12 protein-coding genes are annotated in these 14,958 nt (G+C 64.0%); 6 read left to right on the top strand and 6 right to left on the bottom strand.

The genetic code is table 11. The annotated features are described in order from the left end of the window. Positions 1-173 precede the first annotated feature (173 nt). Positions 174-1,511 (top strand): imelysin family protein, encoded by a 1,338-nt coding sequence (locus DBO86_RS14165; RefSeq protein ID WP_108233989.1) that lies wholly within the window; start codon positions 174-176, stop codon positions 1,509-1,511. 78 nt (positions 1,512-1,589) lie between these two features. On the opposite strand, the gene DBO86_RS14160 is transcribed toward DBO86_RS14165, so the two are convergent. Together DBO86_RS14160 and DBO86_RS14155 are read right to left on the bottom strand one after the other, a co-directional pair. Continuing rightward, positions 1,590-2,417, bottom strand: a complete 828-nt coding sequence (locus DBO86_RS14160) for a helix-turn-helix transcriptional regulator (protein WP_039964860.1) — start codon at positions 2,415-2,417, stop codon at positions 1,590-1,592. 5 nt (positions 2,418-2,422) lie between these two features. Next, complete coding sequence (locus DBO86_RS14155; RefSeq protein ID WP_003462563.1) at positions 2,423-2,992, bottom strand: GNAT family N-acetyltransferase; 570 nt, start codon at positions 2,990-2,992, stop codon at positions 2,423-2,425. A gap of 216 nt (positions 2,993-3,208) precedes the next feature. Between DBO86_RS14155 and DBO86_RS14150 the strand changes: the two genes are divergently transcribed. Next, positions 3,209-6,697: a hybrid sensor histidine kinase/response regulator gene (locus DBO86_RS14150; protein WP_108233988.1), complete on the top strand. Its 3,489-nt coding sequence runs from the start codon at positions 3,209-3,211 to the stop codon at positions 6,695-6,697. Between the two features lie 431 nt (positions 6,698-7,128). Beyond that, a complete protein-coding gene (locus DBO86_RS14145) occupies positions 7,129-8,076 on the top strand; it encodes an alpha/beta fold hydrolase (RefSeq protein WP_074860044.1) in 948 nt (315 codons plus the stop codon). 14 nt (positions 8,077-8,090) lie between these two features. On the opposite strand, the gene DBO86_RS14140 is transcribed toward DBO86_RS14145, so the two are convergent. From DBO86_RS14140 to DBO86_RS14125, 4 genes are all read right to left on the bottom strand, one after another. Further along, the gene (locus tag DBO86_RS14140) at positions 8,091-9,566 is read right to left on the bottom strand and encodes a DNA recombination protein RmuC (protein ID WP_074860042.1); all 1,476 of its coding nucleotides are present in this window, start codon (positions 9,564-9,566) and stop codon (positions 8,091-8,093) included. Between the two features lie 65 nt (positions 9,567-9,631). Further along, the gene (locus DBO86_RS14135; RefSeq protein ID WP_017675070.1) at positions 9,632-9,883 is read right to left on the bottom strand and encodes an SEL1-like repeat protein; all 252 of its coding nucleotides are present in this window, start codon (positions 9,881-9,883) and stop codon (positions 9,632-9,634) included. 437 nt (positions 9,884-10,320) lie between these two features. Beyond that, positions 10,321-11,073 carry an RES family NAD+ phosphorylase gene (locus DBO86_RS14130; RefSeq protein ID WP_003462580.1) on the bottom strand — a complete coding sequence of 251 codons (753 nt, stop codon included), beginning with the start codon at positions 11,071-11,073 and terminating at the stop codon, positions 10,321-10,323. Positions 11,074-11,156: 83 nt separating this feature from the next. Continuing rightward, on the bottom strand, positions 11,157-11,528 hold the full coding sequence (locus DBO86_RS14125) for an XRE family transcriptional regulator (protein WP_003462583.1): 372 nt from the start codon (positions 11,526-11,528) through the stop codon (positions 11,157-11,159). A gap of 132 nt (positions 11,529-11,660) precedes the next feature. Here DBO86_RS14125 and DBO86_RS14120 point away from each other — a divergent pair, with 132 nt between their 5' ends. Genes DBO86_RS14120 through DBO86_RS14110 form a run of 3 tightly spaced genes read left to right on the top strand, consistent with a single transcriptional unit; the run spans position 11,661 to position 14,782 of the window. Next, positions 11,661-14,216, top strand: a complete 2,556-nt coding sequence (locus DBO86_RS14120; protein ID WP_084340548.1) for an intermembrane phospholipid transport YdbH family protein — start codon at positions 11,661-11,663, stop codon at positions 14,214-14,216. A 4-nt stretch (positions 14,217-14,220) separates the two neighbouring features. Further along, the gene (locus DBO86_RS14115; protein ID WP_017675074.1) at positions 14,221-14,412 is read left to right on the top strand and encodes a YnbE family lipoprotein; all 192 of its coding nucleotides are present in this window, start codon (positions 14,221-14,223) and stop codon (positions 14,410-14,412) included. A gap of 31 nt (positions 14,413-14,443) precedes the next feature. After that, the gene (locus tag DBO86_RS14110; RefSeq protein ID WP_003462591.1) at positions 14,444-14,782 is read left to right on the top strand and encodes a YdbL family probable chaperone protein; all 339 of its coding nucleotides are present in this window, start codon (positions 14,444-14,446) and stop codon (positions 14,780-14,782) included. Positions 14,783-14,958: the final 176 nt, after the last annotated feature.

The raw sequence follows: 14,958 nt of genomic DNA, 5'->3' as shown, positions 1-14,958 counted from the left end.
GAACTGCGTATCAGGTGCTGGCATTCTAGCGGCAGCGATGGCCTTGGGCAGCGATATCCTGCACAGGGATGAATAATGGCCTTTACACATAATGCGAAACATTTGCATTATGTTGCAGTTTTTCAGGTACTACCGAGTACCACTCATATTTCGTACATGCAAAGGACCCCGCCATGATTCGTATGCCCCTGGCCTCCGCCAGCCTGCTGGCCATCGCCATTTCTCTCGCTGGCTGCGGCGAAGACAAAGCCCCTGCCACCCAGGCTGCAGCGCCTGCCGCCGCCACCGAGAGCGCGGCTCCAGCCACCGCGGCTAAGGTCGACGAGGCAGCGGCGAAGGCCGTGGTCAATCATTACGCCGATCTGGCTCTGGCCGTGTTCAGCGACGCCGCGAGCACCGGCAAGGCACTGCAGGCTGCAGTCGATGCGCTGCTCGCCGATCCGAGCGAAGCGACCCTGAAAGCCGCCCGTGAAGCCTGGCTGGCCGCCCGCGTGCCGTACATGCAGACCGAAGTGTTCCGTTTCGGTAACCCGGTGGTCGACGAGTGGGAAGGTCAGCTCAACGCCTGGCCGCTGGACGAAGGCCTGATCGACTACGTGGCCGAGGACTACCAGCACGCCCTGGGTAACCCGGGCGCGCAAGCCAACATCATCGCCAACACCGAGATCCAGGTGGGTGAAGACAAGATCGATGTCAGCGAAATCACCGGCGAGCTGCTGGCCAGCCTGAACGAGCTGGGCGGTTCCGAAGCCAACGTTGCCACTGGCTACCACGCCATCGAATTCCTCCTCTGGGGCCAGGACCTGAACGGCACCAACCCTGGCGCCGGCGAGCGCCCCTACACCGACTACCTGGTCGGCGAAGGCGCCACCGGTGGCCACAACGAGCGTCGTCGCACTTACCTGAAAGCAGCCACCGACCTGCTGGTCAGCGATCTGGATGAAATGGTCGAACAGTGGAAAGACGGCGTGGAAGGCAACTACCGCAGCGAGCTGGTCGCCGATTCGGCCGACAACGGTCTGCGCAAGATGCTGTTCGGCATGGGCAGCCTGTCGCTCGGCGAACTGGCGGGCGAGCGCATGAAGGTCGCACTGGAAGCCAACTCCACCGAAGACGAGCATGACTGCTTCAGCGACAACACCCACAACTCGCACTTCTACAACGGCAAAGGCATTCGTAATGTCTACCTGGGCGAGTACAAGAAGGTCGACGGCAGCACCCTGACCGGCCCGAGCCTGTCCGAGCTGGTGGCCAAGGCTGACGCCCAGGCCGACGCCACGCTCAAGGCCGACCTGCAGGAAACCGAAGCCAAGCTGCAGGCACTGGTCGACAGCGCCGAGAAGAACAACGTGCACTTCGATCAATTGATCGCGGAAGGCAATGCCGAAGGCCAGCAACTGGTGCGTGACGCCATCGCTGCCCTGGTCAAGCAGACCGGCGCCATCGAGCAGGCTGCGGGCAAGCTGGGCATCAGCGACCTGAACCCGGACACCGCCGATCACGAGTTCTGATCGACATAACGGGCTGAAAAAGCCGGCGCCCCGATAAGGAGCGCCGGCTTTTTCATGCCTGGTCCTTTTTGCCTGCTGTCAGCTCCGGGCCACCGCACTGCGATATTCGCCAGGGCTCACGCCATAAACCTGCTTGAACTGTCGCGACAAGTGGCTCTGATCAGCGAAGCCCAACTGCATGGCCACAGCGACCGCCGTGCAGCCCGTCTTGAGCAACGCCCGCGCCTGCTCCAGGCGCCGTTGCTTGAGCCAGGCATGCGGTGGCAAGCCGGTCTCGCGGCGGAACACTCGAGCGAAATGAAACGGTGAAAGATTGACCGCAGCCGCCAGTTCCTCCAGCGAGGGCGGCTCGATCAGCCGCTCGGCGAGCATCTGCTTGGCACAAGCCACTGCCCAGGGCTCACGCCCAGGCGCAGGTGGTTCGGCAAGCTGCGCATGGTGCTGAAACAGCAGCAGCATTGCCTCACGCCAGGCCAGTTGCTGCTGCAGTGCCTCGGCGCCGCCCTCGAGCAGTTGGTGCAGTTGCAGAAAGGCCGCGTGCAAACGTGGATCATGCAGCACACTGAAGGCAAACGACGGCATGCCAGCCTTGGCCAGACCCAGCTCCTGCAGCGCCCCCAGAACCTGGGCGTTGTCGGGATAGAAACCGCGATAGCGCCAACCGTCTTCGTGCGCCTTGGAGCCGGTGTGCACTTCGTCCGGGTTGATCAGCACCATGCTGCCCTGTGGGGCCAGATGATCACAACCGCGATGACGAAAGCGCTGGGCGCCATGCTCGATCACGGTGAACACGAAACCTTCATGCACGTGGGGCGCGAAGCGCTGTTCAAGGTAGCGCGCCTGCAACAGCTCGACGCCGCTCAATGCGGAAGCTTGCCAGAAGCGGGTCTGCTCGCGACTGTGCATCAGGCTCAGGCGTTGAAGCCCGCCTCCATGGCCCCACGCAGCGCCGGCCATTCCAGGTCGGTGATGCTGTACAGCACGGTGTCATCGAGTCGGCCATCAGCCAGACGGCGATGGTTGCGCAGCAACCCTTCACGAACGGCACCAAGCTTCTCGATGGCGCGTTGCGAACGCAGGTTGCTGGCGGCAGTTTTCAGTTGCACGCGAACCATGCCCCAATTTTCGAAAGCGTGCTTGAGCATCAAGTACTTGATGCTGGTGTTCAACCCGCTGCCATGCTGATTGCGGTCGAGCCAGGTCCAGCCGATTTCACAGGCCGGCAGGGGGTTCATGAAGTCGGCGAAGCGGGTGGTGCCTACCCACTCGTTACCCAGACGAATGACGAACGGCAGTGCCCGCTGCTCGCGCATATCGGCCAGGGCGCTGCGGTACCAGTCCAGTCGCTGAGTACCGCTCATGTACAGCAGCTCCTCGCGATTGGCTTCGGCCAGCGCCACCAGCGCGGGGATATCGGCGTCAGAGAGCGGTTCCAGGCGCAGAGCGCCACGTTGCAAAGTCACCAGCTGCGGCTTGAACATAGAGCCTCCTCAGGGTCCTTCCTTGGGCAGAATCGCAAACGCGCCAAGCTATCAGCCCCTGCGCTGCTGCACAATCGAGTCCCGTCGCAAAGCACGTCTGCTTGGCTGCGACCTTGGTCGCAGCCGACAGCGCCCGGCTTTGTGCAACACTGATCAACATCGGCCTCGCCTCGGCGGCCAGGCTCATTTCGTTTCACTGTGCGTTTCGGAGTCTGCATGTCGCTGTCCCCCGGGTTGATCGCCGCGGTCGCCCTGATCTACATGGCCATTCTTTTCGCCATCGCCTTCTATGGTGACCGCCGCAGCACGCCCATGCCGCCGAAGATCCGTGCCTGGGTGTACTCGCTGTCGCTGGCCGTTTACTGCACCAGTTGGACCTTCTTCGGCGCCGTCGGCCAGGCAGCCGAACAACTGTGGTCGTTCCTGCCGATCTACCTCGGTCCGATCATCCTGCTGCTGACCATGCCCTGGGTGCTGCAGAAGATGGTGATGATCAGCAAACAGGAGAACATCACCTCCATCGCCGACTTCATCGCCGCGCGCTACGGCAAGTCGCAGTCGCTGGCCATCGTGGTGGCGCTGATCTGCCTGGTCGGCGTGCTCCCCTACATCGCCCTGCAGCTCAAGGGCATCGTGCTCGGCGTCAATCTGCTGATCGGTGTACATGCCCAGGACACCGGCACCAGCGCTCAGGACACCGCGCTGATCGTGTCACTGGCTCTGGCGTTGTTCACCATTCTGTTCGGCACCCGCAACCTCGACGTCACCGAGCACCATCGCGGCATGGTGCTGGCGATTGCCTTCGAGTCGCTGGTCAAGTTGCTGGCCTTCCTCGCCGTTGGTGCCTTCGTCACCTTCGGCCTGTACAACGGCTTCCACGACCTGCTCGAACAGGCACACAACACCGCCGAGCTGGACGCCTTCTGGAACGAGGCGGTGAACTGGCCGGCGATGCTGGTGCAGACCGGCATGGCGATGATCGCCATCATCTGTCTGCCGCGGCAGTTCCACGTCACCGTGGTGGAGAACATCGAACCCAAGGACCTGCGCCTGGCGCGCTGGGTATTCCCCGCCTACCTGATGCTGGCTGCGTTGTTCGTCGTGCCCATCGCCCTCGCCGGGCAGATGCTGCTGCCGGCAGGCGTGACACCGGACTCCTTCGTCATCAGCCTGCCGCTGGCCGAAGCCCATCCAAGTCTGGCGGTGCTGGCCTTTATCGGCGGCGCCTCGGCCGCCACCGGCATGGTGATAGTCGCGTCCGTCGCCTTGTCGACCATGATCTCCAACGACATGCTGCTGCCCTGGCTGCTGCGCCGGCAGAGCACCGAGCGGCCGTTCGAGGCCTTCCGCCACTGGATGCTCACCGCGCGGCGGGTCAGCATCGTGCTGATCCTGCTGCTGGCCTACGTCTGCTATCGCCTGCTCGGTGAGGGCACCAGCCTGGCAACCATTGGCCAGGTCTCGTTCGCCGCCATCGGTCAGCTGGCACCGGCCATGTTCGGCGCGCTGGTGTGGAAACAGGCCAACCGCCGCGGCGTGTTCGCCGGCCTGATCTTCGGTGCCATGCTCTGGTTCTACACCCTGGTCCTGCCACTGGCGGCACGTGGCATGGGCTGGTCGCTGGAGAGCTTCCCCGGCCTGACCACCCTGCTCTACGCCCCCATCGGCCTGCAGGTCGACCCGCTGACCCGCGGCGTGGTGCTGTCGCTGGCCGGCAATATGCTGCTGTTCGCCTGGGTCTCCTGGTTCTCCCGCACCCGGGTGTCGGAGCACTGGCAGGCCGGGCGCTTCATCGGCCACGACCTGGGTACCAAACCCAGCAGTCGCAGCCTGTTGGCGGTGCAGGTGGAGGATCTGCTGCTGCTCGCCAGCCGCTTCGTCGGCGAGGAGCGAGCGCGCAAGAGCTTTATCCGCTTCGCCTACCAACAGAACCCGAGCAAGGGCTTCGAGCCCAACCAGCCGGCCAACAGCGAGTGGATCGCCCATACCGAGCGCCTGCTCGCCGGCGTGCTCGGCGCCTCCAGCACCCGCGCGGTGGTCAAGGCCGCCATCGAAGGCCGCGAGATGCAGGTCGAGGACGTGGTGCGCATCGTCGATGAGGCGTCCGAGGTGCTGCAGTTCAACCGCGCCCTGCTGCAGGGGGCGATCGAGAACATCACCCAGGGCATCAGCGTGGTCGACCAGAACCTGCGCCTGGTGGCCTGGAATCACCGCTACCTGGAGCTGTTCGAGTACCCCGAGGGGCTGATCTACGTCGGCCGGCCGATTGCCGAGATCATCCGCTTCAATGCCGAACGCGGCATGCTCGGCGGCGGCGACGTCGAGGAGAACGTCGCCAAGCGCCTGTACTGGATGCGCCAGGGCACCGCGCACAGCTATGAGCGGGTATTCCCCAACGGCCGGGTGATCGAGCTGATCGGCAACCCCATGCCCGGCGGCGGCTTCGTCATGAGTTTCACCGACATCACCGAGTTCCGCGAGGCCGAGCGAGCGCTCAAGGATGCCAACGAAAGCCTGGAGCGGCGAGTCGCGGAACGCACCCAGGAGCTGTCCAAACTGAACCAGGCGCTGACCGAGGCCAAGGCCCACGCCGAGGCCGCCAACCAGTCGAAGACACGCTTTCTCGCCGCGGTCAGCCACGACCTGATGCAGCCGCTCAACGCCGCGCGGCTGTTCTCCGCGGCGCTGGCCCACCAGGACGAAGCGTTGCCGAGCGAGGCGCAGGAACTGGTGCGCCACCTGGACAGCTCGCTGCGTTCGGCCGAGGACCTGATCACCGACCTGCTGGACATCTCGCGCCTGGAGAACGGCCGCATCGCTCCGGATCGCCACCCCTTCGCCCTCTCCAGCCTGTTCGACACCCTCGCCGCCGAGTTCGGCGTGCTGGCCGCCGAACAGGGCATCGACCTGCGCGTGCGCGGCAGCAAGCAGTGGGTCGACAGCGACAGCAAGCTGCTGCGGCGCATCCTGCAGAACTTCCTGACCAACGCCTTCCGCTATGCCAAGGGCCGCGTGGTGCTCGGCGTACGCCGCGAGGGTGACCACCTGCGCCTGGAGGTGTGGGACCGCGGCGCCGGCATCCCCGAGGACAAGCGCAAGGTGATCTTCGAGGAATTCAAACGCCTCGACAGCCACCAGACCCGCGCCGAGAAGGGCCTGGGCCTGGGCCTGGCGATCGCCGACGGCCTCTGCCGCGTGCTCGCCCACCGCCTGGAAGTGCGTTCCTGGCCAGGCAAAGGCAGCGTGTTCAGCGTCAGCGTGCCGCTGGCGAGAAAACCGGCGCCGAAGCCGCAAGGCCCAGTCGTACCGGCAGTGGATGGCCAACCCCTGCAGGGCACCCAGGTAATCTGCATCGACAACGAAGACAGCATCCTCACCGGCATGTACAGCCTGCTGTCACGCTGGGGCTGCCAGGTGTGGACGGCGCGCAATCGTCTGGAGTGCGAGCACCTGCTGAGCGAAGATGTGCACCCGCAACTGGCGCTGGTCGACTACCACCTCGACGAGGGCGAAACCGGTACCGAGCTGATGGCCTGGCTGCGCACGCGCCTGGGCGAACCGGTGCCGGGCGTGGTGATCAGCGCTGACGGTCGCCCGGAGCTGGTTGCCGAAGTGCACGCCGCCGGCCTCGACTACCTGCCCAAGCCGGTCAAGCCGGCCGCCCTGCGTGCCCTGCTCAGCCGTCATCTGGTGTTGCGCGGCTAGGGGCAGAACGTTTCCGCAGAGCGAGACCACTGCTGAAGGTTTGCCACCTCTACCGCGAGGCTCCCACCGATATTGGCGCACCAGGCGCCATCGCTGGTGCGGACGCAACGCCAGCGAATGCCCGGCACTTCAGCGCGGCAGCAAGCCGGTAGCAACGGCCGGACACGTTCGCACGGTTTCGCGACTCGCGGCGACCCTGCATTCGGGAGCCCCAACCAAGGACTGGACTTGCCAGGCACTGGCGCTACACGAAACCTTCCAGGATCGCCCCAAACGCTGTTTTCAGAACGGCCCAGAGGTTACTGGCACTTTCGTAACGCCAGCCCACCAGGGCAAGCCAGCACTCAACAATGGCTCTTATACCGAGCGATGCAATCGTCATTCGTGGAGCCAGCCATGTTCCTGTTCGCCCGACCATTTAGTTTCCTGCGATGAACGCGCCACTGTCGCGGGATGAACTGTCACCTCGGCAGTTGGACGTGGATAGCGACGGCCTGCGCCTGCGCACCTATGTCTGGGACAAGGCTGACGCGCCGACCCTGCTGCTGGTGCACGGCTATCCGGACAGTCACGAAATCTGGCTACCGCTGATCCGCGAGCTGGCGGCCGACTATCGCATCGTCGCCTACGACGTGCGCGGCTGCGGCGCCTCGCAGGTGCCGCAGCACCTGCGCGACTACCGCCTGGAACAGCTGGCGCGCGATCTGGAAGCGGTGGTGCATGCCACCAGCCCGGATCGCCCGGTGCACCTGGTCGCCCACGACTGGGGCTCAATCCAGAGCTGGGAGGCAGTAACCGAGCCGCGCACCCAGCCGCTGCTGGCCTCCTACACCAGCATCTCCGGCCCTTGTCTCGACCACGTCGGCCACTGGCTGCGCGAGCGCCTCACCCTGCGCCGCCCCAAAGCGCTGTGGCAGGCGCTCGGACAACTGCTCAGCTCCTGGTACATCGCCCTCTTCCACACCCCACTGTTGCCGGAGTTGTGCTGGCGTCTGGGCCTGGATCGCACCTGGCCCTGGCTGCTGCGCCGCCTCGAAGGTGTAGGCAATCTGCCAGCGAGCCCTACGCAGCGCAGTGATGGCATGCGTGGTGTGCAGCTGTATCGTGCCAATTTCATACGCAGCCTGCTCAGGCCGCGCTCACGCAGCACCCACGTGCCAGTGCAACTGATCGTGCCGCTGAGCGACCGCTTCGTACGCCCGCAACTGTTCGCCGACCTGCAGCGCTGGGCGCCGCTGCTGAGCCGCCGCGAAGTCTGCGCCGGGCACTGGCAACTGCTGGCCGAACCGACCGCCCTGGCCGGCTGGCTGCGCGGCTACGTCAGCAGACTGGAGCAGGCCCGTCCTCGCACACAACCCGAGCAAGCGCCCCTGCGCTAGCGGGTAGACGTCGCTCACTCGCCCAGTTCGTCCAGCGCCGGCAGATCGGCAGAGCGCTCGAGCAACTCGCCTGGCAGACTCTTGCTTGCGCGCGCGCCCAGCAGCTTGAGGTTTTCCACACGGCCAATGAGGTTGCCGCGACCGTCCACCAGCTTGTTACGGGCACTGGCGTAAGCCTTGTCCAATTGCTGCAGACGGCTGCCCATCTCGTCCAGATCGGCGACAAAGGCAACGAACTTGTCGTACAGCTGGCCGGCACGCTCGGCGATCTCGCGCGCATTCTGGCCCTGCCGCTCCTGACGCCAGAGGCTGTCGATCACCCGCAGGGTAGCCAGCAAGGTAGTCGGGCTGACGATCACCACCTGCTGCTCGAAGGCCTCCCGGAACAGGTCCGGCTCGGCCTGCAACGCCGCAGCGAAGGCCGCCTCGATGGGCACGAAGAGCAGGACGAAATCCAGGCTGTGCAGACCTTCGAGGCGCTGGTAATCCTTGCCGGAGAGGCCCTTGAGGTGACTGCGCAGAGAGATCAGGTGTTGCTTGAGCGCCTGCTGGCGGACCGGCTCGTCCGCAGCCGCGACATACTGCTGGTATGCGCTGAGGCTGACCTTGGCATCGACAATCACCTGCCTGTCGCCCGGCAGGCGGATGAGAACGTCAGGCTGAAAGCGCTCGCCACCAGCGCCCTTGAGGCTGACCTGAGTGTGATACTCGCGCCCCTTCTCCAGGCCGGCATGCTCCAGCACTCGCTCCAGCACCAACTCGCCCCAGTTGCCCTGAGTCTTCTGGCCCTTGAGCGCGCGGGTCAGATTGGTCGCCTCGTCGCCCAGGCGTTGGTTGAGCTGCTGCAGACGCTCCAACTCCTTGCTCAGGGAAAAACGCTCACGCGCTTCTTGCTGATAACTTTCGTCGACGCGCTTCTCGAATGCCTGGATCCGCTCCTTAAGTGGGTCGAGCAACTGGCCGAGACGCTGCTGGCTGGTCTCGGCGAAGCGCTGCTCGCGCTCATCGAAGATCTTCGTCGCCAGTTCGGAGAACTGGGCGCGCAGCTCGTTGCGCGCGCCCTGCAGATCATCGAGGCGCTGTTGCTGGTTATCGCGATTTTCCTGCAACTCGGCAGCCAGCGCCGCACACTCGGCGGTGAGCCGACGCAGTTCAGCTTCGTTACGTTCGCGCTGCTGATTCCACGACTGCGCGGCCTCGCGGGCAATCTGCCGCTCCTGCTGCAGCAGCTCGTTCTCACGGCGCAAACCGGCCAACTCGGTTTGCTGCTCCACCTTGATCTCGCTGACCTCGGCCAACTCGGCGCGACAATCATCGAGTTGCGCCAGCAAACCGGCCTGGCTCAGTTGCGCATGCTCCAGGCGTTCCTGCAACAGCGCCTGCTCGCCTTGCGCGCGAGCCAGCCGGCGCTGCAAGGACCAAAGGCCGGCCAATAACGGAACCAGCGCAACGACGGTGCCGATGGCGAGAGAGAAGGGATCGATTGGCATAGACGCTCCATGTTTGACCGCCGTGCAGTATACCCGCCGGCGATTTACACGGGGTCAGCACGCAATCAGCGCGACAGACGCTCCAGCTCCAGCTGAGCACTGCGATCGCCTGCGCGGGCAGCCTGGCGTAGCAGTTCATAACCGATACGGCGATCACGGGTATTACCGCAGTCGCGACAGAGCAATTGGCCCAACCGACTTTGTGCCTGCACACAGCCTTTGCGGGCAGGCTGCTTGAGCAGGTTGCCGGCGATGCGTTTGACGCTCGGTGTTTGTCCCAGACGCGGACTGTCGAGCAGCCACAGCGCAACGCGCATGGGCAGACGAGAAGAACCGGAACGAGTTGCAGGGGATGAAGAAGGCAAGGCGCGAGGCATAAATAAAGGGGGGTGACTGCCGGGGCGCGCCACTCTACTCCTTTTTTCTCGAAGGTAAAGTCTTGCCTGCCAGATCGATTGCGGCTGCCAGAAAGAGTTTCCTCACAATCCACAGAAGCTGTGGATAACTCCGTGCACAACTTGGGCGAAAGAACTCACAGGCCTGATGCCATGGGGCTCGCAGTCAAACTGTCGATTTTTTCACCAATGGAAAAAGTGCATATTTTTCATTGACTTAAAAATCAACCACGGAAAATCAAGCGGTTAGCGGCGTTTCTGACAGTGATGTGACAGCCTGCTTCAGCATTGTGCACAACTCCCTGCGACAGATCCGCGCAGCGCTCTGTTTCGGGGCATCTGACGCGCCAGCGCAGGCGTTACGCGGGGTGCGGCAATTGCCCCTGCACCAGAAACTGCTCCCAGTGAAACAGCCGTGGTTGATCCGGCGTTTGCGCATGCTTGAACGCCACGTACTCGCTCGTGGTTTCACACAACCAGGCCGTCAGATTACGCGGACGCTTCTCCACGAACGCAGCCGGCACGTAGAGCGCCACATTGCTGCCACCGTCAGGACAGCGTGCCGAGCGGTACTCGAAAGCCTGAATGCCCGCCGCGCGCATCGACGTACCGAGACGCTGAGGCACGCTGTAATCACTGGGGTGAGCCAACAGTGCGTCATGTTGAGCGAAAGGCGACTGTTGCAACTGGATACCGTGCTCGACGCGGTAACGCGCCTCGAAGGTCGAATGCTCGGAGAGGATGCGGCCACTGGGCGGCGGCACGACCATGCCATTCCACAATACGAAACGGTAGTAGGCGGCCTCGGCCATCGCCGTTTGCAGACGCTGAGCGGCGTAGAACAGGCTGGGTTCGTGCACGCGGCCGAAGCGCGAGCCCCAACGCAGCGGCGGATAACGAAACGGCGTCTTCAGCAGGTAGTGCAACGGCTCGGCGGCTTCAGGCAGCGGCGGCTTGCTGCTCTCGAGCAGTTCCTCGAGCAGGGTCTGCTCGGCCAGGTTATCCACCAGTTGCAGGGTCGCAACCTGGGCCTGGCTCTCCACCATGCGCAACAGCTTGCCGCGCAGCGGTCGCACCTGTCGCTCGCCGTCGCATAGTTGCCAGATATCCATGGCGATCACTCCTAAGCGTGGAGCCTGCTAGAGCCTGCTTTTAACCCAGCAGGGCCGACGCGCAGCAGGCTTTGAGCAGGCTCTCAGACCTTGCCGCGAATGGCGTCCAGATACTCGACAACACGCACCAGCCCCTGCACCTGACTCATCTGCTGCAGCGGAATACCTGCCAGATGGCGATTTTCGGTGCGCAGAAAATGGCGCATGTCCTGCTGATTGCCGCCAAACAGGGCAAACAGCGCGCGATAGGCGCGTATCAGCAACAGCGCCAGCTCGCCGGTCTTGCTCTGCGGACGCAAACCACCCTGCTCACTCCAGCGGCTGATGGCACTGCGATGGACGCCAACGATGTCGGCCAGCTCCTGCTGCGTCAGCCCCAGTTGCTCACGGGTATTGAGCAGGGCTTTAGCCAGTACCGCATCGGCATCGGGCTGAGAGCGAGTCACAGCACTCATCACATCCTCCTTCGCTCGTTTACGACAAAATAAATATTGAAAGCTGTAAATACACAATAGCACGGAAAGCCGCTTGGCACCCACTCGAGCATGGGGTACCGTCCAGTGGACCGCACCGAGCAAGGAACACTCATGAGTCGCCGGCGTTTCTGGCTGAGCACCTGTGTAGCGATACTGGCGCTGCTGTCGCTACTGGCCTGCTATGTCGGCTACCGCGTGCAGCAACTGTTCGAGGAGCAGCGCATCGTGCTGGACTGGCAGCGGCTTAGCCTTTCCTGGCGAGGCTTGCAGTTCCAGGATGCAAGCCTGGTACAACGTAGTGACGGCGAGCTGCTGGTGCAAAGCGGCCAGTTGCAACTCTACTGGCTGGCCAGTGAGGTGCCTCGCTACCGCCTGGTTGCGCAGGACCTGCGCCTGTCGTGGCAGCCCGCGCAGGGAGAATCCGAAAGCCCGAGCGACAGCGATCTGACCGGACTCCTGGAAACCCTGAGCAATGCCCTGCCATGGCTTCCACGGCACATCGAACTGCGCAACGCCCAAGCGCAACTGCCCTGCGCCAGCGGCCGCTGCACACTGCAGGGCGACGTCGACCTACGACTGCTGGACGATACCCTGCAGTTGCATACGCTGCTGTTGCGCGCAGCCCACAAGGCGAAGTTGCAAGCACAACTGCAGGGGCTGGGCAGTGAGCTGAACAGCCCGCGACAGCTGCAGTTGAACCTGCATCTCGATGATCAACCGCAGATCGCCCTGCATAGCAACTTGCAGGCTCAGGCCGATGCCCTGCAATGGAGCGGCGAGCTTGAGGTTACCGCGCTGCAGGATATGGCCTGGCTCGCCGAATGGCTGAGCGAATGGACGCTACTCGAGGCTGACGCTCTGCCAGCCACGCCCCGACAGGCCGGGATGAACGCCCAGTGGCAGTTGCAGGTACCGCAGATCCCCCCTACGTTCAGCGAACTGCTGGCCACCTCCGGGTGGCTGCGGGTCGATGCGCAGCTACCGCAGCCTTGGCCGCTTCCCGGCGTCGGCCTGGTCAGCGGTGAGCTGGCGCTCGATCTCAGCAATACCCTGGGCAGATGGCAGGCCCGGCGTTTGAACGCCCAACTGCAGCTCGCCACGCAGAACGCGCCTTGGCTGGCGTCGCTGCCGAGCGGCCTGCGGCCACAGCAATTGCAACTGCACCTCGCGCCTCTGGATGGCGCTGCCAATGAGGCGCTGGCCCTGCTGTTGAACGTCAGCGGCCACGGCCCGCTGGAACTGCAGGCAGATGCCGAGCTTGCCCTGCACCAATCCTCCGACTGGGCACTCGACGTTCGACACCTGCAGCTCGAAGCGCGCAGCAAACGCATGGACCTGGCTGACAGCCGTCTCGATGACCTGCATCTGAGCCTTGGCCTCAAAGGCAACGTCACGCAGCAGCAGGTGCAGCTCAGCCTGGCCGACAGCTCGCGCCTCGACGTCCAGCGCCTGCGCGGCGCCGAGCTTGACCTGCAGCAAGCTCAAGCGACGCTGGCCGGCATCACCCTGAGCGGCCCCCCAAGCACACCGACCCTGTCCGGCCCGCTGGGCCTGCGCATCCAACGCCTGCACCATCCACAATTGCAGGCCCAGGGCTGGCAATGGCAGGGACGCATCAACGCCGACAATGGCAGCCAGGCCCTCGACGGCGCACTACTGGCCGATTCAGGCCTGAGCATGGCCCTGCGTCTGGACAACACGACCAGCGCGCTGAACCTGAATGCCACCCTGGACGAGCTGTTCCTGCGCGCCGGCAACCCACTGGCACAAACCCTGGCCGACTGGCCGCCGCTAATGACCTTGGAAAACGGCCGTATTCAGGGCAACGCCAGCCTCAACCTGCCCAGCGGCAAGCCCCTGCAACTCAAGGCCAGCCTGACCGGCAAGGGCCTGGCCGGCATCTATGACCGCACCACCCTGAGCGGTCTCGATGCCGAACTGCGGCTGCAGCTGAACGGCGACCGACTTCGCCTCGACCTGCCTCAGTTGAGTGCCAAGCAGCTCGATCCCGGCATCGAGCTCGGCCCCCTGCGGCTGCAGGCCAGCTACCAGGCCAGCCTGCAACGACCACTGGCAGGCAGCCTGACCCACCAGCGCGCCGAACTGGGCATTCTCGGCGGTAGCCTGAGCCTGGCACCGGCGACCTGGGCACTGGAACAACCCAGCCATCTGCTGCCCCTGCGGCTCAGTGACCTGGATCTGCAAGAGCTGTTTCGCGTCTACCCAGCCGAAGGGTTGGCCGGTAGCGGGCTGATCGACGGCACCCTGCCGCTGCGCCTGGCTGGCGCCATCAGTATCGAACAGGGCCTGATCGAAGCCAGGCCCCCGGGTGGGCAGCTGCGTTTTCATTCACCGCGCATCCGCGCCATGGGTCAGGCCAACCCGGGCATGAAGCTGGTCACCGACGCGCTGGAAGACTTCCACTACGATCTGCTCAGCAGTAGCGTCGACTATGATCAGTCCGGCACACTGCGGCTGGGCATGCGCCTGCATGGACAGAACCCGGCCATAGAGAAAGGCAGGCCCATCCATTTCAACATCAATCTGGAAGAAGACATCCCGGCCTTGCTGGCCAGCCTGCAGCTGACCGACAAGGTCAGTGGCATCATCCAGCAACGGATTCAGCAATGGATGCGCCAGCGTGTCCCCCAAGAGCCAAAGGAGTAGCGCCATGCGCAAGTACCGCCTCCTCGCAGTCCTGAGCCTGGGGCTGCTGTGCCAGGCCTGTACCCCGACGGTACAACTGGCGATGCCGAACGAGCCGATCAACATCAACCTGAACGTCAAGGTCGAGCACGAAATCTACATCAAGGTGGACAAGGCGCTGGACAGTGTATTCAACGAAGACAGTGGTCTGTTTTGAGCCTGCCGCACAGGTTCTACGGAGAGAGACGATGATTCGATACATTTCGACCCTGCTGCTGGCATTGAGCCTGAGCCTGCCGGCATACGCACTGAACCTCAACCAGGCCATGAGTGCCCTGGGCGACGCCAAGGCCAGCGGCCAGCTCGGCGAGCAACCCAACGGCTACCTGGGCGTGGTCAAGCCTGGCGGCCAGGCCGAAGAAATTGCCCGCCTGATCAACCAGGCGCGCCGCGCCGAATACCAGAAGGTGGCCAAGGACAATGGCATCAGCCTGAGCGACGTGGAAGCCATTGCCGGCAAGAAGGCCATCGAGCGCACGCCCAAGGGCCAGTACATCCAGCTGAACGGCCAGTGGCTGCAGAAGTAAAAAGCCTGCGGCAGAATCGGGTAGGAGGCGGGGTCACCCCCGCCGTCCTCCCACACCACCGTACGTACGGCTCCGTATACGGCGGTTCCTGCCTACTGACAAACAGCATCAGTGAGCTTGGTTCCGTTGATGTGTCGCCTGCGGTAGCTAAGCGCCCAGACCGGCCCTCGGAGTTT

It is taken from the genome of Ectopseudomonas oleovorans (genome assembly GCF_003052605.1).
Taxonomy (GTDB): domain Bacteria; phylum Pseudomonadota; class Gammaproteobacteria; order Pseudomonadales; family Pseudomonadaceae; genus Aquipseudomonas; species Aquipseudomonas oleovorans_A.
This window is presented reverse-complemented; position numbering and strand designations above follow the sequence as displayed.